25 protein-coding genes, 2 tRNA genes and 1 pseudogene are annotated in these 25,640 nt (G+C 63.1%); 20 read left to right on the top strand and 8 right to left on the bottom strand.

Annotation, left to right across the window (positions count from 1 at the left end; genetic code table 11):
* The first annotated feature begins 14 nt into the window (after positions 1-14).
* The 8 genes from ACZ5BH_RS11560 (at position 15) to ACZ5BH_RS11595 (ending at position 10,420) form a co-directional block, all read left to right on the top strand.
* Entirely contained in the window at positions 15-614 is a 600-nt protein-coding gene (locus tag ACZ5BH_RS11560; RefSeq protein WP_464889417.1) for an NADH-quinone oxidoreductase subunit J, read from the top strand.
* Positions 611-916, top strand: a complete 306-nt coding sequence (gene nuoK / locus ACZ5BH_RS11565) for an NADH-quinone oxidoreductase subunit NuoK (protein WP_464889418.1) — start codon at positions 611-613, stop codon at positions 914-916. Before ACZ5BH_RS11560 ends, nuoK begins: the two co-directional genes overlap by 4 nt.
* A gap of 19 nt (positions 917-935) precedes the next feature.
* Positions 936-2,900: an NADH-quinone oxidoreductase subunit L gene (gene nuoL / locus ACZ5BH_RS11570; RefSeq protein ID WP_464891217.1), complete on the top strand. Its 1,965-nt coding sequence runs from the start codon at positions 936-938 to the stop codon at positions 2,898-2,900.
* Between the two features lie 41 nt (positions 2,901-2,941).
* Complete coding sequence (locus tag ACZ5BH_RS11575) at positions 2,942-4,465, top strand: NADH-quinone oxidoreductase subunit M (protein ID WP_464889419.1); 1,524 nt, start codon at positions 2,942-2,944, stop codon at positions 4,463-4,465.
* A 22-nt stretch (positions 4,466-4,487) separates the two neighbouring features.
* Positions 4,488-5,927: an NADH-quinone oxidoreductase subunit NuoN gene (gene nuoN, locus ACZ5BH_RS11580; RefSeq protein ID WP_464889420.1), complete on the top strand. Its 1,440-nt coding sequence runs from the start codon at positions 4,488-4,490 to the stop codon at positions 5,925-5,927.
* Positions 5,928-6,427: 500 nt separating this feature from the next.
* Positions 6,428-8,383 carry a sensor histidine kinase gene (locus tag ACZ5BH_RS11585; RefSeq protein WP_464889421.1) on the top strand — a complete coding sequence of 652 codons (1,956 nt, stop codon included), beginning with the start codon at positions 6,428-6,430 and terminating at the stop codon, positions 8,381-8,383.
* Positions 8,373-9,752, top strand: coding sequence for a sigma-54-dependent transcriptional regulator (locus ACZ5BH_RS11590; protein WP_464889422.1), 1,380 nt, complete (start codon positions 8,373-8,375; stop codon positions 9,750-9,752). Before ACZ5BH_RS11585 ends, ACZ5BH_RS11590 begins: the two co-directional genes overlap by 11 nt.
* Before the next feature lie 32 nt (positions 9,753-9,784).
* Positions 9,785-10,420, top strand: a complete 636-nt coding sequence (locus ACZ5BH_RS11595; RefSeq protein ID WP_464889423.1) for a DsrE family protein — start codon at positions 9,785-9,787, stop codon at positions 10,418-10,420.
* A 154-nt stretch (positions 10,421-10,574) separates the two neighbouring features.
* On the opposite strand, the gene soxZ is transcribed toward ACZ5BH_RS11595, so the two are convergent.
* The gene (soxZ, locus tag ACZ5BH_RS11600; RefSeq protein ID WP_464889424.1) at positions 10,575-10,892 is read right to left on the bottom strand and encodes a thiosulfate oxidation carrier complex protein SoxZ; all 318 of its coding nucleotides are present in this window, start codon (positions 10,890-10,892) and stop codon (positions 10,575-10,577) included.
* Positions 10,893-10,906: 14 nt separating this feature from the next.
* Positions 10,907-11,359 carry a thiosulfate oxidation carrier protein SoxY gene (soxY, locus tag ACZ5BH_RS11605; protein WP_464889425.1) on the bottom strand — a complete coding sequence of 151 codons (453 nt, stop codon included), beginning with the start codon at positions 11,357-11,359 and terminating at the stop codon, positions 10,907-10,909.
* Between the two features lie 279 nt (positions 11,360-11,638).
* On the opposite strand from soxY, the gene ACZ5BH_RS11610 reads away from it, so the two are divergent.
* Positions 11,639-11,715, top strand: a tRNA-Met gene (locus tag ACZ5BH_RS11610).
* A gap of 97 nt (positions 11,716-11,812) precedes the next feature.
* Here the strand turns inward: ACZ5BH_RS11610 and ACZ5BH_RS11615 are convergent.
* The 3 genes from ACZ5BH_RS11615 to nfo form a co-directional block, all read right to left on the bottom strand.
* On the bottom strand, positions 11,813-12,628 hold the full coding sequence (locus tag ACZ5BH_RS11615; protein ID WP_464889426.1) for a class I SAM-dependent methyltransferase: 816 nt from the start codon (positions 12,626-12,628) through the stop codon (positions 11,813-11,815).
* A gap of 146 nt (positions 12,629-12,774) precedes the next feature.
* Complete coding sequence (locus ACZ5BH_RS11620) at positions 12,775-13,710, bottom strand: TauD/TfdA family dioxygenase (RefSeq protein WP_464889427.1); 936 nt, start codon at positions 13,708-13,710, stop codon at positions 12,775-12,777.
* 139 nt (positions 13,711-13,849) lie between these two features.
* A complete protein-coding gene (gene nfo / locus ACZ5BH_RS11625; protein ID WP_464889428.1) occupies positions 13,850-14,701 on the bottom strand; it encodes a deoxyribonuclease IV in 852 nt (283 codons plus the stop codon).
* A 144-nt stretch (positions 14,702-14,845) separates the two neighbouring features.
* Between nfo and guaA the strand changes: the two genes are divergently transcribed.
* The 8 genes and pseudogenes from guaA to ACZ5BH_RS11665 all read left to right on the top strand — a co-directional run bounded on the left by guaA (position 14,846) and on the right by ACZ5BH_RS11665 (position 21,302).
* Positions 14,846-16,423 carry a glutamine-hydrolyzing GMP synthase gene (gene guaA / locus ACZ5BH_RS11630; RefSeq protein WP_464889429.1) on the top strand — a complete coding sequence of 526 codons (1,578 nt, stop codon included), beginning with the start codon at positions 14,846-14,848 and terminating at the stop codon, positions 16,421-16,423.
* Positions 16,424-16,531: 108 nt separating this feature from the next.
* Positions 16,532-16,951 (top strand): annotated as a pseudogene (locus ACZ5BH_RS11635) (hypothetical protein); the annotation flags it as partial.
* Positions 16,952-17,110: 159 nt separating this feature from the next.
* Positions 17,111-17,452, top strand: a complete 342-nt coding sequence (locus ACZ5BH_RS11640; protein ID WP_464889430.1) for a hypothetical protein — start codon at positions 17,111-17,113, stop codon at positions 17,450-17,452.
* A 2-nt stretch (positions 17,453-17,454) separates the two neighbouring features.
* Entirely contained in the window at positions 17,455-17,667 is a 213-nt protein-coding gene (locus tag ACZ5BH_RS11645; RefSeq protein ID WP_464889431.1) for a hypothetical protein, read from the top strand.
* Between the two features lie 56 nt (positions 17,668-17,723).
* Complete coding sequence (locus ACZ5BH_RS11650; RefSeq protein ID WP_464889432.1) at positions 17,724-17,906, top strand: hypothetical protein; 183 nt, start codon at positions 17,724-17,726, stop codon at positions 17,904-17,906.
* Positions 17,907-18,503: 597 nt separating this feature from the next.
* Positions 18,504-19,733, top strand: a complete 1,230-nt coding sequence (gene serB / locus ACZ5BH_RS11655; protein WP_464889433.1) for a phosphoserine phosphatase SerB — start codon at positions 18,504-18,506, stop codon at positions 19,731-19,733.
* 4 nt (positions 19,734-19,737) lie between these two features.
* Positions 19,738-20,193, top strand: a complete 456-nt coding sequence (tadA, locus tag ACZ5BH_RS11660) for a tRNA adenosine(34) deaminase TadA (protein ID WP_464889434.1) — start codon at positions 19,738-19,740, stop codon at positions 20,191-20,193.
* A gap of 128 nt (positions 20,194-20,321) precedes the next feature.
* Complete coding sequence (locus ACZ5BH_RS11665; RefSeq protein WP_464889435.1) at positions 20,322-21,302, top strand: MBL fold metallo-hydrolase; 981 nt, start codon at positions 20,322-20,324, stop codon at positions 21,300-21,302.
* A gap of 79 nt (positions 21,303-21,381) precedes the next feature.
* On the opposite strand, the gene mltF is transcribed toward ACZ5BH_RS11665, so the two are convergent.
* Entirely contained in the window at positions 21,382-22,794 is a 1,413-nt protein-coding gene (mltF, locus tag ACZ5BH_RS11670) for a membrane-bound lytic murein transglycosylase MltF (protein WP_464889436.1), read from the bottom strand.
* Positions 22,795-23,206: 412 nt separating this feature from the next.
* On the opposite strand from mltF, the gene ACZ5BH_RS11675 reads away from it, so the two are divergent.
* Positions 23,207-23,297: transfer RNA gene (locus ACZ5BH_RS11675), tRNA-Ser, on the top strand.
* A gap of 59 nt (positions 23,298-23,356) precedes the next feature.
* Here ACZ5BH_RS11675 and ACZ5BH_RS11680 read toward each other — a convergent pair.
* Positions 23,357-24,136, bottom strand: coding sequence for an MBL fold metallo-hydrolase (locus ACZ5BH_RS11680; RefSeq protein ID WP_464889437.1), 780 nt, complete (start codon positions 24,134-24,136; stop codon positions 23,357-23,359).
* A gap of 356 nt (positions 24,137-24,492) precedes the next feature.
* A complete protein-coding gene (locus tag ACZ5BH_RS11685) occupies positions 24,493-24,777 on the bottom strand; it encodes a hypothetical protein (RefSeq protein WP_464889438.1) in 285 nt (94 codons plus the stop codon).
* 121 nt (positions 24,778-24,898) lie between these two features.
* Between ACZ5BH_RS11685 and ACZ5BH_RS11690 the strand changes: the two genes are divergently transcribed.
* Entirely contained in the window at positions 24,899-25,081 is a 183-nt protein-coding gene (locus ACZ5BH_RS11690; protein WP_464889439.1) for a hypothetical protein, read from the top strand.
* 22 nt (positions 25,082-25,103) lie between these two features.
* Entirely contained in the window at positions 25,104-25,523 is a 420-nt protein-coding gene (gene arfB, locus ACZ5BH_RS11695) for an alternative ribosome rescue aminoacyl-tRNA hydrolase ArfB (protein ID WP_464889440.1), read from the top strand.
* Positions 25,524-25,640: the final 117 nt, after the last annotated feature.

A 25,640-nucleotide genomic window follows, 5' to 3' on the forward strand; every position in this document is an offset into this window, starting at 1 on the left:
ACGAGACGCAGGACATGGGCATCGAAAAAATCATCTTCTACGTCTTCGCCGCGCTCTCCGTGTACGGGGCGCTGATGGTGATCACCGTGCGCAACCCGGTCAAGGCGGCGCTGTACCTGGTGTTCACCTTCTTCGCCAGCGCCGGCGTGTGGATCCTGCTGGAGGCCGAGTTCCTGGCCATCGTGCTGGTGCTGGTCTACGTGGGGGCGGTGATGGTGCTGTTCCTGTTCGTGGTCATGATGCTCGACATCAATCTCGCCCAGTTGCGGGCCGGTTTCGTGCGCTACCTGCCGGTGGGCGTGGCCGTGGCGGTGGCCTTCGCGGTGATGCTCATCATGCTGGTGGGCGGAGACTGGTTCGGCGGCTTCGCGCCGCCCCCGCCGTCGCCGGCCGAGGTCAGCAATACCCGCGAGCTGGGCCGCCTGCTGTACACGGTGTATGTCTATCCCTTCGAGATCGCGGCGGTGATCCTGCTGGTGGCCATCGTCGCCGCCATCGCCCTGACCCTGCGCCGGCGCAGCGGCGTGAAGTACCAGACCCCGGGCCAGCAGATCGCCGTGCGTCGCCAGGACCGGATCCGCATGATCGACATGCCGTCGGAGGAGCGCAAATGATCACCCTCAACGATTACCTGATTCTGGCGGCCGTGCTGTTCGCCATCAGCATCGCGGGGATCTTTCTCAACCGCAAGAACGTGATCATCCTGCTCATGTCCATCGAGCTGATGCTGCTGGCGGTGAACCTGAACTTCATCGCCTTCTCCCATTTCCTGCAGGACATGGCGGGGCAGGTGTTCGTGTTCTTCATCCTCACGGTGGCCGCCGCCGAGGCGGCCATCGGACTGGCCATTCTGGTGGTGCTGTTCCGCAACCGGCAGACCATCAACGTGGACGACCTGGACTCCCTGAAGGGCTGACGACGTGAGCGCAGACGACATCAAACTCATCGCCATCGCCATCGTGCTGGCGCCCCTCGCCGGGGCCGCCCTGGCCGGCCTGTTCGGCGCCTACCTGGGGCGCAAGGGCGCCCACTGGGTCACCATCCTCGGCGTGGCCGTGGCCTTCGTGCTCTCCGCCGTGCTGTTCAAGGCCCTGGTCTTCGACGGCGCCGAGGCCTTCAACGGGCCGGTGTACACCTGGCTGGCCACCGAGGGGATCCGCTTCGAGATCGGCTTCCTCATCGATCGCCTCACGGTGATGATGATGGTGGTGGTCACCTTCGTCTCCCTGATGGTGCACGTCTACACCATCGGCTACATGCACGACGATCCCGGCTACACCCGCTTTTTCAGCTACATCTCGCTGTTCACCTTCTCCATGCTGATGCTGGTGATGGCCAACAACTTCCTGCAACTGTTCTTCGGCTGGGAGGCCGTGGGCCTGGTCTCCTACCTGTTGATCGGTTTCTGGTACAAGCGGCCCACCGCCATCTACGCCAACCTCAAGGCCTTCCTGGTCAACCGGGTGGGCGACTTCGGCTTCCTGCTCGGCATCGCCGCGGTGCTGATGGTCTTCGGCAGCCTCGACTACGCCACCGTCTTCGAGCGCGCCCCGGCCGTGGCAGGGCAGTATTTCACGATCCTCGAAGGGCACGAGTGGGAAGTGCTCACGGTGATCTGCCTGCTGCTGTTCGTCGGCGCCATGGGCAAGTCGGCGCAGGTGCCCCTGCACGTGTGGCTGCCCGATTCCATGGAAGGCCCCACGCCCATCTCGGCCCTGATCCACGCCGCCACCATGGTCACCGCCGGCATCTTCATGGTGGCGCGCATGTCGCCCCTGTTCGAGCTGTCCGAGACGGCCCTGTCCACGGTGCTGGTGATCGGCGCCACCACCGCCTTCTTCATGGGGCTGCTGGGCCTGGTACAGAACGACATCAAGCGGGTGATCGCCTATTCGACCCTCTCCCAGCTCGGTTACATGACCGTGGCCCTGGGCGTGTCGGCCTATGCCGCCGGCATCTTCCACCTGATGACCCACGCCTTCTTCAAGGCCCTGCTGTTCCTCGGCGCCGGTTCGGTGATCGTGGCCCTGCACCACGAGCAGGACATGCGCAAGATGGGCGGCCTCTACCGCTACATGCCCATCACCTGGATCACCTTCCTGATCGGCAACCTGGCGCTGATCGGCACGCCCGGCTTCGCCGGCTTCTATTCCAAGGATTCCATCATCGAGGCGGTGGCCGAATCCCACATCTGGGGCGCCGGCTACGCCTACCTGGCCGTGGTGGCGGGGGTGTTCGTCACCGCCCTGTACAGCTTCCGCCTCTACTTCCTGGTGTTCCACGGCAAGGAGCGCATGGACGAGCACACCCGCGCCCACCTGCACGAGACCCCCTTGGTGATCACCGTGCCCCTGATCCTGCTGGCCATCCCCTCGGTGGTGATCGGTGCGCTGTACGTGGGCGACATGGTCTTCGGCAACTGGTTCGGCAGCGCCATCGTGGTCAGCGAGGGCCACGACGTGCTCGGCGAGCTGGCCCGCGAGTTCCACGGGCCGCTGGCCATGGCCACCCATGCCCTGACCACGCTGCCCTTCTGGCTGGCCGTCGCCGGCGTGGCCACCGCCTGGTTCCTGTACATGAAGCGGCCGGATCTGCCGGACAGGCTGGCCCGGCGCCTGGCCTGGCTCTATCGCCTGCTCACCGAGAAATACTACTTCGATCGCTTCAACGAAGTGGTCTTCGCCGGCGGCGCGCGAGCCATCGGCGACTTCCTCTGGCGGCTGGGGGATCGCCTCCTGATCGACGGTCTGGTGGTCAACGGTTCGGCGAAGCTGGTCGGCTTCTCCGCCGCCGTGCTGCGCCATCTGCAGACCGGCTATCTCTACCACTACGCCTTTGCCATGATCCTGGGGCTGCTGGCCCTGCTGGGCTATTTCGTCCTGTGGACGCCACAGGGCTGAGGACTGCGACAGAACAATGAGAACGACAGGGGTTGACGGGAATGTTTGCTGACTGGCCGCTGCTGAGCCTGGTGATCTGGGTGCCCATCTTCGGGGGCCTGCTGGTGCTCGCCACCGGGGGCGACGAGAAGGCGCCGGCGGCCCGCATTCTGGCCCTGGCGGTGGCCATCCTCACCTTCGCGCTGAGTCTGCCCCTGTGGACCGGCTTCCAGCTCGGCACGGCCGAGATGCAGTTCGTGGAACGCTCCGCCGAACCCTGGATCCCGGCCTTCAACATCTACTACCACCTGGGCGTGGACGGCATCGCCATGCCGCTGATCCTGCTGACCACCTTCTCCACGGTGCTGGTGGTGATCGCCGGCTGGGAGGTCATCCAGACCCGGGTGGCCCAGTACATGGCGGCCTTCCTGATCATGGAAGGCCTGATGAACGGCGTGTTCGCGGCGGTGGATGCGGCCCTGTTCTACGTGTTCTGGGAGGCCATGCTGATCCCCATGTTCATCATCATCGGGATCTGGGGTGGCCCCAACCGGGTCTATGCCACCCTCAAGTTCTTCCTCTATACCTTCTTCGGCTCGGTGTTCATGCTGGTGGCGCTGCTCTACCTCTACAACGTCTCCGGCAGCTTCGCGATCCCCGACTTCCACCAGATGAAGCTGGGCATGAATGCCCAGATCCTGATCTTCCTGGCCTTCCTCATCGCCTTCGCGGTGAAGGTGCCCATGTGGCCGGTGCACACCTGGTTGCCGGACGCCCACGTGGAGGCGCCGACCGGCGGCTCGGTGATCCTGGCGGCCATCATGCTCAAGCTGGGCGCCTACGGCTTCCTGCGCTTCTCCCTGCCCATCACGCCCGATGCCAGCGGGGCGCTGGACTGGCTGATGATCAGCCTGTCGCTCATCGCCGTGGTCTACATCGGCTTCGTGGCCCTGGTGCAGGCCGACATGAAGAAGCTCATCGCCTATTCCTCCATCGCCCACATGGGCTTCGTCACCCTCGGTTTCTTCCTGGCCTGGCGGATCCTCGACAACAGCGGCGATCTGCGCGGCGCGGCCATGGGCATCCAGGGCGGGCTGGTGCAGATGATCTCCCACGGTTTCATCTCCGGCGCCCTCTTCCTCTGCGTGGGCGTGCTCTACGATCGCATGCACAGCCGCCAGATCCGCGACTACGGCGGCGTGGTCAATACCATGCCGGTGTTCGCCGCCTTCATGGTCCTGTTCGCCATGGCCAACTCGGGCCTGCCCGGCACCTCCGGTTTCGTGGGCGAATTCCTGGTGATCCTCAGCGCCTTCAAGGCCGATTTCTGGTTCGCCTTCCTGGCCGCCACCACCCTGATCCTGGGCGCCGCCTACAGCCTGTGGATGGTCAAGCGGGTGATCTTCGGTGACGTGGCCAACGAGCGGGTGGCGAAACTGCAGGACATCACCGGCCGGGAGTTCCTGTTCCTGATGCTGCTGGCCATCGCGGTCATCGGCCTGGGCGTGTGGCCCGCGCCGCTGCTGGAGGTGATGGACGCCAGCGTCGCTCACCTGCTGCAGCAGATGATGACCAGCAAGCTATGATTCCGCGAGCCGAGAACGCCTCATGACCTTCGAACTGTCCGATCTGCTGACCCTGTTGCCCGAAACCGTGCTGCTCGGGATCACCTGCGCGATCCTGATCGCCGATCTGTTCATCCCCCAGCGCAGCCGCATGGTCACCTACCTGATGGTCCAGACCGCCCTGCTGGTGACCCTGCTGCTGATCCTCACCTCCTTCGCGGGCGAGCGCCAGGTGATCCTCTCCGGCACCTTCGTGCGCGACACGGTGGGCGACGTGCTCAAGATCGCCGTGCTGCTGGCGGCCTTCGTTACCTTCCTCTATGCCCGCGACTATCTGCGCGCGCGCGACATGTTCCGCGGCGAATACTATGTGCTCGGCCTGTTCGGCGTGCTGGGCATGCTGATCCTCATCTCGGCCCACAGCCTGCTCACCCTCTATCTGGGACTGGAGCTGCTGTCCCTGTCCATGTATGCCATGGTGGTGCTGCAGCGGGATTCGAGCCTGGCCTCCGAGGCGGCCATGAAGTACTTCGTGCTTGGCGCCATCGCCTCCGGGATGCTGCTCTATGGCATGTCCCTGCTCTATGGCGTGACCGGCAGCCTGGATCTGGCCGCCATCGCCGCGGCCCTGCAGGCGGGCCAGGCCCCTGGCGTGATCCTCTCCTTCGGCCTCGTGTTCATCCTCATCGGGGTGGGATTCAAGCTCGGCGCCGTGCCGTTCCACATGTGGATCCCCGACGTGTACCACGGCGCGCCCACCGCCGTGACCCTGTACATCGGCGGCGCGCCCAAGATCGCCGCCTTCGCCATGCTGTTGCGCCTGCTGGTGGAGGGCATGCCCGGCCTGCACGAACACTGGCAGGCCATCCTGGTGGTGCTGGCGGTGCTGTCCATGGCCGTGGGCAACGTCCTGGCCATCGCCCAGACCAACATCAAGCGCATGTTCGCCTATTCCACCATCTCGCATGTGGGCTTCCTGATCCTCGGCGTGCTCACCGGTACCGACAGCGGGGTGGCCGCGTCCCTGTTCTACACCCTGACCTACGTGCTCATGGCGGTGGCCGGCTTCGGCATGATCCTGTTCCTCAGCCGCCAGGGTTTCGAGGCCGACGAACTGGACGACTACAAGGGGCTGAACCAGCGCAGCCCCTGGTATGCGGCCATGATGATGGTGATCATGTTCTCCATGGCCGGGGTGCCGCCCTTCCTCGGCTTCTGGGCCAAGCTGGCCGTGCTCGAGCAGGTGGTGGCCGCCGGCATGACCTGGCTGGCCGTGGTGGGCGTGGTGTTCTCCATCATCGGCGCCTTCTACTACCTGCGCATCGTCAAGCTCATGTACTTCGACAAGCCGGAAGACACCAGCCCGCTCAATCCCAACGTGGAGATGCGCATGGCCCTGAGCCTCAACAGCCTGGCCATCCTCTACCTGGGCGTGTTCCCCGGCGGCCTGCTGGCCCTCTGCCAGGCGGCCATCCTGCCGTAACCCCTGCCTGCCCAGCAGATAGCGTAGGCCGGCTCAAGCGCAGCGGCGCCGGCCTACGCTTGCCACAGACCGGTCCCGTTTGTGTCAGCACAAATTTGAGACGTGTTATTGCGGGTTTACGGCTCGTCCGTCCTGGAAAGGCGTTTGGGTGCCTGACAGCCCCCCCTGCAGGCCAGTCAACGTCAAGGCGTATCATGTCGGTCGGGCTTCAGCCCGACACGCAATCGGTGCCATACCCGTGTCGGTCTGAAGGCCGACCTACGGGAAGGGGGTAGGCCGGGCTTCAGCCCGACATGCAATCTCCCGCCTCCCCTGGTGTAATATCCGGGCTAGCCGGTAGTTGCAAATCATTGAATCCTTTAAAAATCCTGCCGCACTTATTGCAATCTGCACCAAAATAGCGGATTTTTATGTCTTCCCGCCCTCAGGCGCTTCCCCCTCGCGCCGAATTGGGCTTTAATTGTCCTGTCATTTGCAATCTGCAATCCCGGTCGGCCCCCATGCAATTGCGGCACAAGTTCTTCATCGTTCTCTCCCTGCTCAGCGGGATCCCCTTGCTGATCCTGCTGTTCGGCGTGGTGGATCAGATGGAGGCGGAAGTGACCGCGCGCACCCGCAGCGAGATGCTTGGCACGCTCGACAAGATGGCCGGCGAGATCGGGCTGATTCTCAACAACCAGAAAGCCATCGCCCGCGGGCTGTCCCGGGTGCCGGCGGTGCGGGAGTTCGCCGCGGTTGCCGCCGATCCCGGGCATCCCGATTACCATCGCTATGCGGATCGACTCGAGCAGTTCTTTCTCAATTACCAGCTCTCGGTGCCCGCCATCCAGGCCTTGCGGTTCATCGATCGCAACGGCCATACCCTGGTCAAGGTGAAGGAAGGCCGGCCCATCGAACCGAAGCGGATCGACGAGGAAAGCGGCCGGCTGTTCATCGCCGATCAGGCCAATCGCAGTTTCTTCAAGCAGGCCATCCAGGAAGGCAACGGCATCTACATGTCCAACTTCGAGCTTGGCCAGGTGGCCAAGGGGGCCGATTTCTGCCCGGCCATGGTGCGTTATTCCGTGCCGCTTTTCGATGAGGTGGATCGCCTGGAGGGAGTGCTGGTGGTCAACATGTGGGGTCAGCGGCTCGACACCACCATCGAAAGCGCCCTGGGCGGCCACGACGTGAATGCCTATATCGTGGAAATGGACTGGAGCGGGCCGCGGGACGGCATCTACCTCTATCACCGTGACAGCGCCAAGCGTTTCGCCAACCAGCTCGGCAGTGAATATCGCCTGTCCCGTGAGCTGAGCGATGCCGAGTGGCAGCAGATCCACGAATCGGTCGATTACGGCAGCCTGTTCCGTGACGATGGACGGATGTTGTTCTATCGCAAGATCAATCCCTACCCGGATCGGCTCAACCAGTGGCTGCTGGTGCTGGAGACGGATCGGGCCACGGTCTATGCCCCGATCATCCGCATGCGCACCTCCATCTGGCTGTTGCTGGGCGCCCTGCTGCTGGCCAGTCTGATCATTGCCAGCTGGGCATCGGGACGCCTGACCGCGCCGGTGCACCGTCTGGCCGGGATCATCCGCCGTTACGCCGATGGCGATCGTGGCGCCCGCTACGCGCCCCAGGTGAACCGGCGGGACGAGGTGGAGCAGGCGGGCACGGCGTTCAACTATCTGGTGCAGCGGCTGGAGGAGACGGAAAAGGAGCGGGAATCGGCCGTGCGCGCCGCCTGCCAGTCGGAACGGCTGGCAGCGCTGGGCCAGATGGCCGCCGGCATCGGCCATGAGATCAACAACCCGCTGATGAACATCATGTCCCTGGCGTCCCTGGTGGAGGAATCGCTGCGGCCCGATCAGGGCGGGCTGCGTGAGGATCTGCAGATTCTCAAGAAGGAAGGCGAGCGGTGTGCGCGCATCGTGCAGGGGATCCTGAGCTTCGCGCGGGAGAAGGAGCCGACCTACGAAGCCTTCGACATGCGCCGCCTGCTGGAAGACACGCTGGAGTTGCTGTCCCACCGGCTGCAATCGGGCGGAATCGTCGTCGACAAGCAACTGGATCCGCGCATGCCGATGGAAGGCGATCCGAATCTGTTGCAGCAGGTGCTGGTCAACATCCTCCTCAACGCCATCCAGGCTTCGCCCGAGGGGTCGCGCATTCGCATCCTGGCGCGCCAGCGGGATGACGAAATCGAAATCGAGATCACCGATTCGGGCAGCGGCATCGCTTCCGAGCACTCGTCGAAGATTTTCGATCCCTTCTTTACCACCAAGCGCGAAGGGGAGGGGACCGGCCTGGGGCTGTCCATCAGCTACGGTATCGTCAAGCGCCACCAGGGGCGGCTGTGGATCGAGAACAATCCCGAAGGTGGGGCCAGCGTGTATATCCGCCTGCCCGTGAAAAGTGCCCGGGACAAAGACGTCATGCAGGATGTGGAGGAGATGCTCAATGCCGGATAAGAAACCGCGTATTCTGTTCGTGGATGACGACATGGTGACCTGTCGGGTCATGCAGCGCAACTGCGACAACGCCAACTATGACTGCGAGGTGTTTCAGGACCCGCGCGCCTGCCTCAAGCGATTCGAGGCCGAGGGCGCGGATCTGGTCATCACCGATCTGCGCATGCCCGGCATGACCGGCTTCGAACTGCTCACCCGCCTGCGCGACATCGACAGCGACGTGCCGGTGCTGGTGATGACCGGCTACTCTTCGGTGGAAAATGCCGTGGAGGCCATGAAACGGGGCGCTACGGATTTCATCAAGAAGCCCTTCGACTTTGCCGAGTTGCGCCTGCTGATGGAGCGTTCGCTGAAGAATGCGCGGCTGCGTGACGAATACCGCCTGCTCAAGCGTCGTCTCGGCGAAAAGCGTCATCACTATGGCATGATTGGTGACACGCCGGCGATGAAGCGCTTGTACGCCACCATCGACAAGGTGGCCGAGGTCAGTTGTTCGGTGATCATTACCGGTGAATCCGGCACCGGCAAGGAACTGGTGGCCCGCGCCCTGCACGATCACGGACCGCGCAAGGACAAGCCCTTCGTGGCCGTGGACTGCGGCGCGCTCACCACCACCCTGCTCGAAAGTGAACTCTTCGGCCACGAGAAGGGCGCCTTCACCGGGGCCACCCAGCGCAAGCACGGCCTCATGGAACAGGCCGATGGCGGCACCCTGTTCCTGGACGAGATCTGCAACATCTCCGATACCATGCAGATCAAGCTGATGCGGGCCATCGAGGAGAGCACCATCACCCGTGTCGGGGGCAGCACCCCGATCCCGGTGGACGTTCGGATCATCGTGGCCAGCAACCGCAATCTGGCGCAGATGGTCGAAGATGGCCACCTGCGCCATGATTTCTACCATCGTTTGAACGTGGTGACGATCCATGTTCCGCCGCTGGCCGAGCGACGGGAAGACATTCCCGCCTTGGTCGAGGCGTTCGTGCAGGAATTTGCACAACGCTATGGCCGCCAGATCCGGGGCTTCGACAAGACCTCACTCGTCCGCCTTTGCGAAGCCCACTGGCCGGGCAACGTGCGGGAATTGCGCAACGCCATCGAACGCTGCGTCATCCTTGCCGATGGCCCGATCCTGCACTGGGAGCCGGAGTCCGCATCGGCCGTGGGGGCGCTTCCCGGCGGTGAACAGGCGGTCGTCTTCTCCGACAGCCGTTTCTGCTCCCTGAATGAACTGGAACAGCAATACATTGAGCACGTCCTTGCCTGTTGCCAGGGCAAGAAAACCCGTGCCGCCCAGATCCTCGGAATCGACAAGACCACACTGTGGCGCAAACTCCGGCGCTACGAAAGCGAGGCCGAAGCAGTGTAAATTACACTCCTGCCACCGACAGGTGCTGCAAAATGCAAGCGCTGCGCCGCCAACCGGTCGGCCCGGATTTGCCTACAAGCTGCAAGCGATTGATCTCCATTGAAAATACCCAGGGCGATGGATGTGGAACGATGCTTGCACGTCCATGGCTGGCTATCGCCAAGCATTACAACAATGACTCTGGAGGAGATATGATGAAGCTTACCGTGCAGAAGATGCTGTTGCTGTTTGCCACCACGCTGCTGGCCGTGGGGCTGTCCGTTGCCCAGGCCGGTGACGCCAGGAATGGCTACAGCAAGCAAAAGGTCGTCTACCATGTGAACAACATCCACCATGCCAAGGGCGCATTTCGCAACATCAAGAACCACCTCAACGCCGTGGGGGATGAAAACGTCGAGATCATCGTGGTCACCCACAGCAGCGGGGCATTCTCGCTGGTCGACGATGCCATGGGCAAGAAGGATCCGAAGACCGGCAAGCCCTACGACTTCACGGACACCATCGCCAGCCTGGCCAATCGGGGTGTGAAGTTCCAGATCTGCGCCAACACCATTCGTGGCAAGAACATCGACAAGAACAAGATCAGCGAATATGCCGAAATCGTTCCCTCGGGCGTGGCCCAGGTCGCCGAACTGCAACAGCAGGGGTACGTCTACATCAAACCCTGATCCTGCGCAATTGGCAGATAACGAAAACGGGCGCTCTCGGGCGCCCGTTCTTGATCCACGGGCCGGAAAACGCGTTGGCGCCGCCGCAAGGGGCGCAAAAAAAAGGCGTACCCACAAGGAGTACGCCGGACCACAAGGGAGAAATCGTCGGTCGTCAGTCGTTGATGCGGGCTTCCTGGCTGCCGCTGTTGCCCTGGTTGTCGACCCAGGCGATCTTCAGGGTATCGCCGGCCTTGGCGCCACTGAAGCGGAAGGAGATGAAGGGGTTCTTGGAGACCCCCGGTCCCCACAGGCAACGCAGCACGGTCTTGCCGTTGTGTTCGCAGTTGACCTCGGTGATGTAATGGGCCGGGATTTTCTTGCCGGTCTTCTTGTCCTTGCGCATCCCGGTTTCCATGGGGTGAAAGATGATGGCTTTTACGGTGGTTTTGCCCTTGTCCATCCAGGCACGGATTTTCATCTTGTTTTTCATGCTTTTCTCCTTCGTCAACCGCCGCAACCGCCGAGCGTCACCTTGACCCCCTTCTTGGCGCGGTAGAGTTTGCCGCCGGCCTTGACCACGGCAATCACGTCGGAAGTCTTGGCCATCTTGATCCGGCCGGTCACGAAACCATCCGTCATGTCCGAAAGTTCGTAACTGGCGGTGAGGGGGAAGGTGTTGACCGGAACGAAGACGGAAATGCTCTCTACCCCGGGCAGATCGGTGGTGACCGTGACCGAAACCACTGCCCCGTTTTCGGCGATGTCCGGTGCCTTGACGGTGACCCGGTCACTGTCGATGGGGGCCGCGTCGCCCAACAGGGCCGACAGGGCCTCGGGCAGCTTGCGCGCCTCGAAGGCGCTGGCCGGCCACGCGGCCAGAACGGCGCGGGGCGAGAGGAGACCGGCACTGGCCGCCAGGGCCAGGCTGCCGCCGGTCAGGGCGGTCTGAATCAGCATCCTGCGTCTTGTGGGCACGTTGAACTCCTGGTTGGGAAACTCCCATCCATCGAAGCAAAACACATGCCACTACTGAAAATCCAATAAAATCAATGCATTAAGTTTTTCTTCTCCAGACTGGCCGAATGGCGGCATTGCAATTGGCAATCCGCAGGCGTGCCTTGCACCCCTGGCGGGGGCGTGAAGGCGGCGGGGGAGCGGGTTTTCAGCCGGTTCGTTAAGTCGCTGTGCGGACTTGAAAAAAATCGGCAACTTGGTAGAATGCGCAGCCTCAACGGATGCGGGGTGGAGCAGTCTGGTAGCTCGTCGGGCTCATAACCCGAAGGTCGTTGGTTCGAATCCAGCCCCCGCTACCAATTCCTTACGAAAAAAGCGCCTTCGGGCGCTTTTTTCGTTTCCGTGGTGTGTCCAGGTATTGCGGTGCTGACCGGAACCCCATCGCCGGCGATTCGGCTAGCGGCTGCCGTGAATCAGCAGGTATTCGTGGGGGACGACAAGCTGGCCGTCTTCGCGGATGAAGTCCCGGGCCAGATGGGCAATCGTTTGGCGTATCGCCGGCGCCTCTTCGGGGGGAAGCGCGTCATATTGCTGTTTGAGGATCTCGGAGGCTTCCACCAAATCCCAGTAGGCGTCGAAAGTGTTGAAACGGTAGTCGAACTGGCGGCGCTCGACGGTATATTCGCGGAATCCTGCTTCCTTCAGCAGTGTCTCCATGCGCCCCGGGGCGCCCAGTGAAGTGACCTTGGGCAAGGGGGGATACTCGGATTCGGGGATCCGGCCCCGAAAGGCCTGATGGGACCAGTACAGGGTGGGCATGGTTTCCGGCGTGCTCCAGACCGCCAGGGCGAAGCGGCCGCCGGGTTGCAGCACACGGTGCATCTCTCGCAGGCCCGCGAGCGGATCCTCGAACAGCATGACGCCGAAGCGGCAGAGAACCCGGTCGAAGCTGTGAGCCTCGAAATCCAGTTTCTCCGCCGGCATGGGCAGGAACCGGAGCCGCCGGAGGTTGGCATCTTCGGCCTTCTTTTGGGCCACGTTCACCATGCCCGGGGCGGCGTCGATACCGATGATTTCGGCCTTGTCTTCCAGGCGCCGGGCCAGGGTCAGGGCGGGTTCACCGGTGCCCGAGGCCATGTCCAGAATGCGATGCGCCGCGTTTGCCTGCAGGGCATCGATCAGGGCTTCGCCGACCGGTGCGATCTGTGGCAGCCAGAGATCGAATTTTTCCGCGATCCGGTTCCAGTCCGGCTGATTGTCTTCTGCGCCCATGGTATGCCTCGCTTGCGTCGGGACGCAAAGCATAGCGCATGTCTCGGGGGGAGGGGAGAAAGCCGGCAGGGGCGCCGGAACTGCCGGGTTCCTCTCACAGGTGGATGGCCTGCTTCGAGGGCGGTTGAACCGGGGCCCGCGACAGCCTATGAGCGGATTTCCGCGTCGCCCAGGCCGGTTCCTGCCAGCCGGAAGATGTAGCGGCCCCGGTAGTAGTGCCGCTTGTGCTCTGCGTCATCGGTGAAGGCGGCGCGGTCGTGAAGCACGTTGTTGCTCACCAGTCCCATGCCCGGTTCGAGCAGGCCGCGGAAAATCCAGGGTGAATCGCCGTGCAGGATCGCCTGGAGGGCAGCCAGGGCCTCGCGGGTGAGCGCGTCCTCCTTCCAGATCACGTTGTTCACGCGGATAGTGTAGCGCATGTGCAGGTTGCCCTCGGGGGTGATGCGGAACACCGGGCCGGTCTCCTCGGGGCGGGCGATTCGGCCGTCCTCGATGCGCGCCGGGATGGTCAGCACGTCGGGGGCCATGAGGGCCCGGATGTAGTCGGGATTCTGCTCGCGCAGCAGGAGGTAGGCGATCTCGTGATCGAGCAGGGCGTTCTCCCCGCCCTGCGCGGCCCGTTGCACCACATGCAGCAGCAGTGCCTGGATCTGGCGATCCGCCGGGTTGTAGTAGCCGTCGGTGTGCCACTGGATGGCCCGGTTGGTGTAGGGAATGTAATGCCGCCGCACACCGTCTTCGCGCACGGTGAGCGAGGTCAGGCCGGTATCGTCGGCCAGCCAGTTGCGATCCATGCCGGTGAGGCCGAAGTGCCGCGCCAGCGACAGGGGGATCTCCGGATCCGGATCGGTTCCGGTGCGGCTGGCGTACAGGGCCATGTTGGTCTTGCGGCAGCGGACCAGCAGGGCGTCGAATTCCTGGGGTTTCAGGCGCCGCGGATCGTCCAGTTCCACGACCAGATCGCCGAGATCCCGCGGATAGTCCTGCAGTTTGCGATCCCGCCAGTAGCGATAGGCGTCCTCGTCATCCGGGTGAAAGGGATTGGGACGCGTGAGAGCGGTTTGGGGATGGGCTGTGAGCATGTGCAATGTTCCCGTAATGGCCGAGAGGGGCAGTCTAGCGCCAGGGCCGAAACGGGATCTTGATGCAGGTCAACAGGCGTGGCCGTCTCGGGCCATCAACGCCGTTTTCCGAAGGGACAGCCCCGGACGGATGGCCCGATCAGTCCCGGTCGCGGGTGAGCCCGTATAGCCGCCTGATTTCCGCAGGCCAGCGTTGGCGATCCGGGGTTTCGAGGATCAGGGGCAGATCGTCGAAGCGCGGATCGTTCATGATGTATTCGAACACGGCCATGCCCAGGTGGCCCTTGCCCAGGCTCGCATGGCGATCCACCCGGCTGCCCAGTTCCGGCTTGCTGTCGTTGAGGTGCATGCCCCGCAGATAATCGAATCCCACCACCCGGTCGAACTCGGCGAAGGTGGCCTCGCAGGCTTGTGGCGTGCGCAGATCGTAGCCGGCGGTGAAGGTATGGCAGGTGTCGAGGCAGACCCCTACGCGGGAGGAGTCTTCCACCTTGTCGATGATGTGGGCCAGGTGCTCGAACCGATGGCCCAGGTTGGTGCCCTGGCCGGCGGTGTTCTCGATCACGGCGATCACGCCCGGCACCTGCTCCAGGGCCAGGTTGATCGATTCGGCGATGCGGTCCAGGCAGGCGTCTTCAGGGATCCGCCCCAGATGGGCACCCGGATGGAAATTGAGCCGGTCCAGCCCGAGTTGCGCGACCCGTTGCATTTCGTCGATGAAGGCGGCGCGGGACTTGGCCAGTCCGTCCGGGTCGGGATGGCCAAGGTTGATGAGATAACTGTCGTGGGGCAGCACGTGGCGGGTTTCGATGCCCGCCGCGTCGAGGTTTTGCCGGAAGGCGGCGATGGCAGTCTCCGCGAGGGGCGGGGCCGACCACTGGCGCTGGTTCTTGGTGAACAGGGCGAAGGCCCGGGCGCCGATTTCCCGTGCGTTGAGCGGGGCATTTTCCACCCCGCCGGCGATACTGACATGGGCGCCGACGTATTTCATGGCGTGAAGTATCCGCAACCCCGCTGCCCGCCGCAAGCCGGATTCGAACGTCCTGCCGGCAGAACGGTTGCTTGAATTGTGCTCCGATTTCCCCGATCATTGCGCCTCCAGCCGACCCATCCCCTTTCCGGAGATTTCCTGCCCATGTCCACGGATATCCATGCCGATCGCGTCCTGATCCTCGATTTTGGCTCCCAGTACACCCAGCTTATCGCGCGCCGGGTGCGCGAGGCCGGGGTCTACAGCGAGATCCATCCCTGGGACATGGCCGAGGAGGATATCCGGGCCTTCGCGCCGAAGGCCATCATCCTCTCGGGCGGGCCGGAGACGGTCACCGCCGAGGAAGCCCCGAAGGCGCCGGAGGTGGTCTTCGAGCTGGGCGTGCCGGTGCTGGGGATCTGCTACGGCATGCAGACCATGGCCGCCCAGCTCGGCGGCAAGGTGGAGATGGCCGAACATCACGAATACGGCTACGCTCAGGTGCGCGCCCGTGGCCATACCGCCCTGTTGCGCGACATCGAGGATCACACCAGCCCCGAGGGCTATGGCCTGCTGGACGTGTGGATGAGCCATGGCGACCGGGTGGTGGAGATGCCGCCCGGCTTCAAGCTCATGGCTTCCACCGATAGCGCCCCCATCGCCGGCATGGCCGACGAGGCGCGCCACTTCTACGGTATCCAGTTCCATCCGGAGGTGACCCACACCCGCCAGGGCCAGCGCATCATCGAGCGTTTCGTGCTCGACATCGCTGGCTGCGCTGCCCTGTGGACCGCCGACAACATCATCGAGGACAGCGTGGCGAAGATCCGGGAACAGGTGGGTTCGGATCAGGTGCTGCTGGGCCTCTCCGGTGGTGTGGACTCGTCGGTGGTGGCGGCTCTGCTGCACAAGGCCATCGGCGACCAGCTTACCTGCGTGTTCGTGGACAATGGCCTGTTGCGCTATCAGGAGGGCGATCAGGTGATGACCACCTTCGCCAAGCACATGGGGGTGAAGGTGATCCGCGTGGATGCCGAGGATCGCTTCCTGCGCGCCCTCAAGGGCGTCACCGATCCGGAACAGAAGCGCAAGATCATCGGCAACCTGTTCATCGAGGTATTCGAGGAAGAAGCCGAGAAACTCACCGACGTGCAATGGCTGGCTCAGGGCACCATCTATCCGGACGTGATCGAATCGGCCGGCGCCAAGACCGGCAAGGCCCATCTGATCAAGTCCCACCACAACGTGGGCGGCCTGCCCGAGTTCATGAAGCTCAAGCTGCTCGAACCCCTGCGCGAGCTGTTCAAGGACGAGGTGCGCAAGCTGGGCGTGGAGCTGGGCCTGCCCTATGACATGGTCTATCGTCATCCCTTCCCGGGCCCGGGCCTGGGCGTGCGGATCCTCGGCGAGGTGAAGAAGGAATACGCCGATACCCTGCGCCTGGCCGATCACATCTTCATCGAGGAACTGCGCAAGCAGGATCTCTACGACCAGGTGAGCCAGGCCTTCGTGGTCTTTCTGCCGGTGAAATCGGTGGGCGTGACCGGCGACGGCCGCCGCTACCAGCACGTGGTGAGCCTGCGCGCCGTCGAAACGGTGGACTTCATGACCGCCCGCTGGGCTCACCTGCCCTACGAATTCCTCGAGAAGGTCTCCACCCGCATCGTCAACGAGGTGCCGGGCCTGTCCCGCGTGGTGTACGACGTGACCGGCAAGCCGCCGGGCACCATCGAGTGGGAGTGATGGCACCCACAGGCAATGACTGGCACTGGCAGGTATTTCGGCAGAAGCTTCAAGATCTCGCAGTTAGGCGATAGACTGTATAAATACAGTGTCGCAAGGACGCGTATCATGCTCCAACTGGCGGCGGCCGGGATGGCTACCTGGGACCGGGATGCTGGGTGTTACCAGCGCCACCGTCCCGAGCAGACCCTTCTCTATCAAATCGTCGAGGAGTATTACCCGGCGTTCATGGCGCACATGGTGTCGCAGGGCAGAGACTGCCAGGGTGTGTCGAGCAGGAGTTTGAAGACTGCCTCAGGTGTGGCCGTCTCGAACATGGCTTTTGCCCGAGCTGCGGGGCGCGACGCATGGCCGAAAGTGAAGCGTTGCTGATCGATGAAGTCTTACCCGGACAGCCCATACGCCAGTGGGTGTTGAGTTTCTCGTTTCCATTGCGCTTTCTGTTTGCCAAGCCAGCCCGAGATCATGGGAAGTGTGCTGGGCATCGTCTACCGTGTCATTGCTACGCATCTGGTTAAAAAGATTGGTTTCTCAAAAAAGACCTAAAAAGACAGGTCAAACGCTTGATCAATCAGGCGTGAACTCCCGTGGACTTGGTGGAAAAGGGCGTCTATTCTTCCTATACGTCAGGCGAGACGGACGAAGACACCTGAATCATTCACTCAGCCAGATCAAGGAGAACAAGCCATGACGACCAAGATCCTCGAAGACATCCAGGCCAATCCTGTCACCACCAACGACCCGAAGCTGGTCATCCAGATGCCCAATGGCAAGTTGCCGGTTGGTGGCCACAGCTTTCAGCTAGAAGTGGAAGACGATTCCGGCAACGTGTCCCAGCCCGCCCAGGTGATGGTGATCGTTATCGATGACCAGGCGCCCACCGCTGTGCTGACCGTGTACGACGAGGATGGGAGGCCACTGCCAAACAACCGCTTGCCCTTCGGCAAGGGCCTCATCCTCAGTGGCAAGAGATCCGTCGATGTGGGCGGCGGAAAAATTGTCAAGTACACCTGGTCATTGGTGGACTAAGCATGATCGCCGACTTTACCCGCCGTCGGCTCTACACTACCCACCACCCGCAGCTGGCGGTGAAGGGCAACCTGCCTGTGGGGGTGCATACCTTCGAGCTGGTGGCGCAGGACGACAGCGGCAACCGCAGCCGGCCGGCGCGGGTACGGGTGATCATCACCCCGCTGTTCCCTGTTCCGCTGCGTGACGACATTCTACGCCCGTCGGGACGGTGATCGTCCCGCAGCTGCCCATCATTCGCTGAACGCCGTTTCGCGCAGGAGAGAAGAGCGTGTCGACCACCACCGACACATTGTCCCGGCAGGAGGCCGTGGAGCGGGTCCACTACGCCACCGGCGTGATGCTGGGCACCGAGGATTTCCAGGCCGTGCAGGACTATCTCCGCCGGCGCCTAGCCCGTACCCTGGCCTATGGCTCCGGTCACGGCACCCTAGTCGGGCTGGAGGTCAGCTAACAGTCGGCGCAGGCGGCCACGGACACCCACCAGCTGCAGGAGGAGGCCCTGAAGGTTGCGCCCGGGCTGGCCATCGACCGCATCGGACGGCGCATCGAGGTGTCCGCCACCCACCCGCTGACGAAAGATTTTAAGGACACCATTCAGGCATGCACCCAACTGGATCCAGCGCGGCGTTTCGCAAGGCCCTGTTGTAAGAAGGTGTCGTCTGCCTGCTTGCCGGTGATGTCGATACCGGTAAGGCAGTGCTGCACGACTACATCAGTGCTACGATAGGGTTTGAGGGACTGTCCCCGGTTTTCGACAAGTCGAGCAAGAGTCTCCTGCGCATGTTCGGTCTGAAAGGGAACCCCAGGCGAGCAACCTGTTCGCGGTGATTGGTTATCCGCAGAAACAGGAGGGAAACACCTGGGAGTCAAAGCCCGGAACGTTGCCAAATGCGATGTGTATCAGTGTTCAATCGACAATATTTTTCGAGCATTTTGAAGGATTTTCTGAGCATGGTATTTCTCATGGAATTACCGTTTAGCTGGAAACTAAACCGTTGAAAATAAAAGCTAAAAGAGGCCTGTTGATAATAGAGTTGGGAATGACGCCGTGAGCGAAGTGGTGCTGATCACGGTCACGGGCCGCGACCGCCCGGGCCTGACGGCGGCTCTGTCCGCCATCCTGGCCCGCTACGATGTGCCGGTGCTCGACATCGGCCAGTCGGTGATCCACGACAGCCTGCTGCTGGGCATGCTCATCGAGGCGCCGGGCGAGGAGGGCTGCGCGGTGTTCAAGGAACTGCTCTTCAAGGGCCACGAGCTGAACCTGACCCTGCGCTTCACACCCATCAGCCTCGACGAATACGAGCAGTGGGTCGCCGCCCAGGGACGGGCGCGGCACATCGTGACCCTGCTCGGCCCGCGGATCACGGCAAAGCACCTGGCCCGGGTGACCGAGGTGGTCAGTCGACACGGTTTCAACATCGATCAGATCACCCGCCTTTCCGGGCGTATCTCCCTGCGCCACCCCGAGACGAAGCCGCGCGGCGCCTCGGTGGAGATTGCGCTCTCGGGCGAGGTGGAGGACATTGCCGCCATGCATGCGGACTTCCTGGCCATCTCCCAGGACTGGGAGCTGGACGTGGCCGTGCAGGAAGACAACCTCTACCGCCGCAACCGCCGCCTGGTCTGCTTCGACATGGATTCCACCCTGATCCAGACGGAAGTGATCGACGAGCTGGCGAAGGCGGCCGGGGTGGGGGAGCGGGTGGCGGCCATCACCGAGGCGGCCATGCGCGGCGAGCTGGACTTCGCCGAAAGCTTTCGCCAGCGCCTGGCCCTGCTCGAAGGGCTGGACGAAGCGGTGTTGCGGCAGATTGCCGAGAACCTGCCCATCACCGAGGGCGCCGAGCGCCTGATCCGCCATCTTCGCCACTTCGGGTACAAGGTGGCCATTCTCTCCGGCGGCTTTACCTATTTCGCCGAATACCTGCAACGCCGGCTGGGCATCGACTACGTGTATGCCAACCAGCTCGACATCCGCCACGGCAAGCTCACCGGACGGGTGAAGGGCGAGATCATCGACGGCGAGGCCAAGGCCCGCCTGTTGCGCGAACTGGCCGAGCAGGAAGGCATCAGCCTGGAGCAGGTCATCGCGGTGGGCGATGGCGCCAACGATCTGCCCATGCTGGCCATCGCCGGTCTGGGCATCGCCTTCCACGCCAAGCCGCTGGTCAAGGCCCGTGCCCGCCATTCCATCGCCACCCTCGGTCTCGACGCCATTCTCTATCTGCTGGGGATGCGGGATCGGGAAATCGCCGAGCTCGAACGCCAGGGCTGAGATCATGACCGCGGAAATCGACGCGCGCTTCATGTGCCGGGCGCTGGCGCTGGCCCGTCAGGCCGAGCAGGCGGGCGAGGTGCCGGTGGGCGCCGTGCTGGTACACGAGGGCGAAATTGTGGGCGAGGGATTCAACGCCCCCATCGGTGAGCACGATCCCACCGCCCATGCCGAGATCCGCGCCCTGCGTGACGCCGCCCGGCGGCTGGGCAACTACCGGCTGCCCGGCACCACCCTCTACGTGACTCTGGAGCCATGCAGCATGTGCGCCGGGGCCATGATCCACGCCCGCATCCAGCGCCTGGTCTTCGGCGCGGCAGATCCGCGCACCGGCGCCGCCGGCAGCGTTTTCGACATTGCCATCTCGCCGCGGCACAACCACCGCATTGCCGTCACCGGCGGGGTAATGTCCGAAGAATGCGGTGATCTGCTCAGGGCCTTCTTCCGGGCCCGGCGCTGAGCGGCCCGCGTGCCGGGTGCGGAATGCACCGGGGAACCGGGCTTTCCCGGCCGTGGTCCAATTCCCTGTTGCATGGCCGTACCCAGCGGCGATAATGCCAGCCCCCTGTTCATGGAGAAACCCGCCTGATGAAATCCGTCGTCACTTCCCTGATTTTCATGTGTCTGATGCTTCCCGCGCTCGCTCGCGCGGCCGGCGAGGATCTGGCCGCCATTCTCAGGAAATATCCGCCGGCGCCGGTGGAGATGACCCTGCGCAAGGTCAGCGAGCATGTGTATTACGTGCAGGGGGCAGCGGGCACCGCCATTGAGAACGAAGGCTTCATCTCCAACGCTGGCGTGGTGATCACCGGCAAAGGCGTGGTGATCATCGATGCGCTGGGCACGCCTTCCCTGGCGGCCATGCTGTTGCAGCGGATCCGGAAGGTGACCCGCCAACCCATCGTCAAGGTCATCCTCACCCATTATCACGCCGATCACATCTACGGTCTGCAGGTCTTCAAGGAACTGGGTGCCGAGATCATCGCCCCGGCCGGGGCGATGGACTATCTCAATTCACCGCAGGCCGCCGCACGGCTGGAAGAGCGGCGCTTCTCGCTCGATCCCTGGGTCAATGAGCGAACCCGCCTGATCAATCCGGACGTGTATCTGAAAAAAACGCAAACCTTCTCTCTGGGGGACGTCCGGTTCCAGCTCAGCTTGCTGGGGGCGGCCCATTCGGACGGGGATTTGACGGTTTACGTGGAACCGGATCGGGTGCTGTTTTCCGGAGACATCATCTTCGAAGGCCGGGTGCCCTATCTGGGCGATGCCGATACCAAACGCTGGCTGGAAACGCTCAGGAAGATGGAAACGGGCGGGTTGGCCGCGCTGATTCCGGGCCATGGGCCGGCCGCCCGCGATCCGCTTGAAGCCATCCGCGCCACACGCCATTACCTGGAACGGATCCGCGAGGTCATGGGGCGTGCCGTGGAAGAGATGATTCCGTTCGACGAAGCCTATTCCGCCGCTGACTGGTCCGAATTCGAAAAACTCCCCGCTTTCGAGGCCGCCCACCGGCGCAACGCGTACCAGGTCTACCTGTCGATGGAAGCCGAACAGTTACAGTAGGTCGGCCTTCAGGCCGACGCGAGACGGATGGTCTTCTCGCAGGCCGACACGCCGGATTGATAACGGCCTTGAACCACCGTCAGAGCACGGGCGAAGAGAACACCAGAATCGACTTCGGCGTCTTTGCCGGCGGGGCTTCCCGCTTGATGGTCCAGCGCAGGATTTCATGATAACTGCGGATGTTCTCCACATACCGCACCGGCTCATGACCGCGGGCATAGCCGTATTTCGTCTTGCGATACCACTTCTTGCGCCGTAACAGGGGCAGGTTTTCCTTCACGTCTGCCCAGCGCGTCGGATCGCCATCGCGCTGTTCGGTGATCCACATGGCGTCGCGCACATGCCCGTAGCCCACGTTGTAGGCGGCCAAAGCGAACCAGGTCCGATCCGGTTCGGGGATGTCGGCGAAGCGGTCGATCAGGCCCCGCAGATAGCGTGCGCCTCCCTCGATGCTCTGGACCGGATCGGTGCGCTTCGCGATGCCGAGCTGACGGGCGGTGGTTCGGGTCAGCATCATCATGCCGCGCACGCCGGTGGGCGAGACGGCCAGCGGATTCCAGTGAGACTCCTGGTAGGCCACGGCCGCGAGCAGCATCCAGTCCAGATCGTTTTCCCGTGCTGCCTTTTCGAACAGTGCACGGTAGTTGGGCAGGCGCCGATTCACGTGGCGCAGATAGGTGGGTGTGCCCGCGTAGTCGTAATTGCTCACATGGCCGTAATGCCGTGCCAGAAGATGCTTGAGTTCCCCGCTCTTGCGCAGCTTTTCGAAAAACTGCCTGGCGGCTTGCAGAAGGCTGTCATCGGCAGTACGCGGAAAGGCCCAGGCCAGATGCTGTTCGGCGGAGATGTCGAACGCCACCTGCACTTCGGGATGGTAGCGGCGCACCAGCGACACCTCGTTGGAATCGGCAATGGTGAAATCGATTACCTCTTCGGCCACCAGGTTGAGCAATTCGGTGCTGGTGGTGTCCTCGCTTTCCGCCCAGTCCAGCTCGGGATATTTCGCCTGCAGGGCTTCGAGCTGCTCCACATGGGAACTGTGGGCAACGACTTCCAGATGCCCCTCGATCAGATCGTCGATGCCGCGTGGACGCAGGCCGCCACGACGATAGACGACCTGCTGGGTGATGCTCTGGTAGGGCGGGGCAAAGCGCAGGAAGCGCTTGCGGCTCTCCGTCACCGTCAGACCGGCGGCAGCCAGGTGCGCTTCGCCGCGGGCAATCCGCTTGAGCAGAACGGGAAGGTTCTCCTCCTCGATGAGGCGAACCTTTACCCCCAGCGAATCGGCGAACGCCTTCACCAGATCGTATTCCGGGCCCGTCGGACCCTGAGGGCCAAGATAGTAGGTAGTAGGACTGTTGCGGGTAAGCACCCGCAGCTCACCGCTGGCGAGAACCTCCTCCAGCGTACTGCGCTGGGGCGCACAGGCGTTCAGCGCCAGCCCGACTACGGCGGCAAGAACGACAAGGCTGGAGAAAAGGAGTTTCCGCATATCCGGCTGACCATGAATTCCGAAAATATATCGACTGGTTCACATTTTTCTGAACCGTCGAATCCGATCGGACCGCGATTCCAGCGGCGCCATGCGGGGGGACATGGAAATCGATCATACTTTATTATAAGTTCCTAATATTCAGTTTCCATAGCCAAATCGGAGTATTCAGCTAAGGAATTGCTTGTGAAAAATGTCGCAAATTGCTGAAAGTAAATGAAAATACATGAATGTGAACCAATGTCACATGTGACATTTTCAGCGCTCACGGTCAAAAAATGAACATTCCGTGGAAAAACAGGCAAATCCATGAAATAAATGTGGGCTGAATCTCCGCAATTGTTCCGAATCTGCGGTATGATCCCGGCTCGAAACACCCCACCCCACCAATGACCTCTTTCACCACCACCCCGGAGAGGTGCCGGAGCTGGCCGAACGGGCTTGACTCGAAATCAAGTGTGCCCTTGCGGGCACCGTGGGTTCGAATCCCACCCTCTCCGCCAATATTCTTTTTTAATCAATAGTTTGAGTTTTGGTTCAGGCCATTTCCACGCACTGCTCATCAGGGGATCTCGCGGCCTTCACCGAAATCCAGCGTCCAGAAGCGCGGCTTTGGCGCGGGTTGGCTGGCAAGGGTGCGGCTCAGGGCTTGCACGGGTTCGGTCTGGCCGTCGTCGGCCAGGCGGAAGGTGCCGAAGTGGATGCCGATGCTGGTGTGGGCGCCGAGCAGGTGGTGGGCGCGAACGGCTTCGTCGGGGGAGATGTGGACGCGGGCCATGAACCATTCGGGACGGTAGGCGCCGATGGGCAGGAGGGCCAGGCGAGGGGCGCCCAGGCGCTTGCGGATCTGCCTGAAGTGGGGGCCGAAGCCGGTGTCGCCGGCGAAATAGACCCGGCCTGACGGGCCCTCCAGGACGAAACCGGCCCACAGGGCCTTGTCCCGATCGCACAGCCCCCTGGCCGAGAAGTGCTGGGCGGGCACCACGTGCAGACGTCGGCCGTCGCCAAGCTTTGTGGTTTCCCACCAGTCCCGCTCCACGATCCGGTATTTGTCAATCCCGAGTTTCGCCAGCAATGGGCCGTTGCCGAGGCCCGTGACGAAGCGGGGGTGGTGGGCGGCTTCGAGCCGGCGGAGGGTGGGGGCATCGAAGTGGTCGTAATGGTTGTGGCTGAGGAGAACCACATCGATGGGTGGGAGATCGGCAAAACGGATGCCGGGCGGGCGCATGCGCCTGGGCCCGATCCAGGAGAAGGGGCTGGCGCGTTGCGACCAGATGGGATCGGTGAGGACGTTGAGGCCATCCATCTGGATCAGCACGGTGGCGTGGTTGATGAAGGTCACGCGCAGGCGACCGTGAGTTACTTGCCTGGGCGGTGGCGGGCCCGGTTTTGCCGCGATCCAGTGCCAAGGCCCCGGCGCCCGTGTGCGCATCCAGCGCAGAAATTCATTGAAGCTGCGGTGCCGGATGGGGAGCTGGTTGATGAAGCGTTGGCCGTCGAAATGATCCGAGACGGGTCCCCAATACCCCGGACCGGACAGCAGACAACCCGTGACCCATGCGCCCACCAGAAACAGGGCCAGCAAGCCGATCGGAACGAGCAGGATTCGCAGGCTTCGGCGGGCAAGCCGGGCGAGAATTCCAGGGTGGATGGGGGGTGGCATGGGGCGGCGTGGCGGGGATGCCGATTGGGCCGGATTCAGCGGTTGCCGATGCGCGCCAGGGCGAGATGGGCATATGGCCAGATCAGCACGCTCAGGAACAGCAGCCCGGCATACAGCGGTGACTTTCCGAACAGCCACACGGCGAGGGGAAAGGCGAGGACGATGGTCAGGGTACAGTCGATAAGCAGGGTGCGCGTGCGCCGGCGGCGCAGTTCCGGGGATTCCCGGCCACTGAGATGCAGCACGGCCAGGGGGCCGAGGTAGTGCAGGGGCAGGAAGAAGCCGAGGGCGATGAGCCAGATGGCGGTGTCGCTGAGCATGGTTCCTGACGCTTTCGGGCGTTGGCGTGCGATCCGGTTCGTTTCCGCCATCATGTTAGCATGATGCGTGGGCCGGAATCCGGGGGATGGTGGCCGATTGGTACAGGACAGGAGGGCTTGGATGACGACGAAAGCATCACCGCCGGAGACCTCGGTCTTTCGGGAGCCGAAGTTCTGCCGGTGCCGGGTCTGTCATGCCCATTTCTATGGTGAGACCGTGGCCGAGGCGCGGGAGGCCTGTCTCGATCATGCCTATGCCGAGCATCCGGAATGGGAAGAGGTGGCCTGCTGGTGTCCGGATTGACGGGGTTGAAGGCGTGTCAATCATGTTGCATGTGAACGATCGGGTGGCGATTCCCGAAAGCGAGATCGCGTGGCGGGCCATTCATGCCGGCGGGCCCGGCGGGCAGAACGTCAACAAGGTGGCGACGGCGGTGGAGTTGCGCTTCGACATCACCCGCGCCTCCCTCCCCGAGTCGTGCCGCCAGCGCCTGTTGGCGATGCGCGACCGGCGCATCAGCCGGGACGGGATACTGGTCATCAAGGCCCAGACATACCGCAGCCAGGAGCAGAACCGGGCGGAAGCCCTGCGTCGTTTGCGGGAACTGCTGGCTGCCGCCTGCCGGGAGCCGAAACGGCGGCTCCCCACCCGGCCGACCCGCGCGGCGCGGCGCCGGCGGCTGGAGGCGAAACGCCATCGTTCCCGGATCAAGGCACAGCGCCGCGCGCCTGGCCCGGAGGAGTGAACGTTTCCCCGTTGCTCAATCCCTGGCGACAGTGTTTTCGCGGCGAGGACGCCGGTTTTAATCGCGGCGCGGGTGGCGCTCCTGCGGCGGGAGGTTGCCCTCCCTGGATGCAAGATG

The organism is Thioprofundum lithotrophicum (assembly GCF_055387065.1).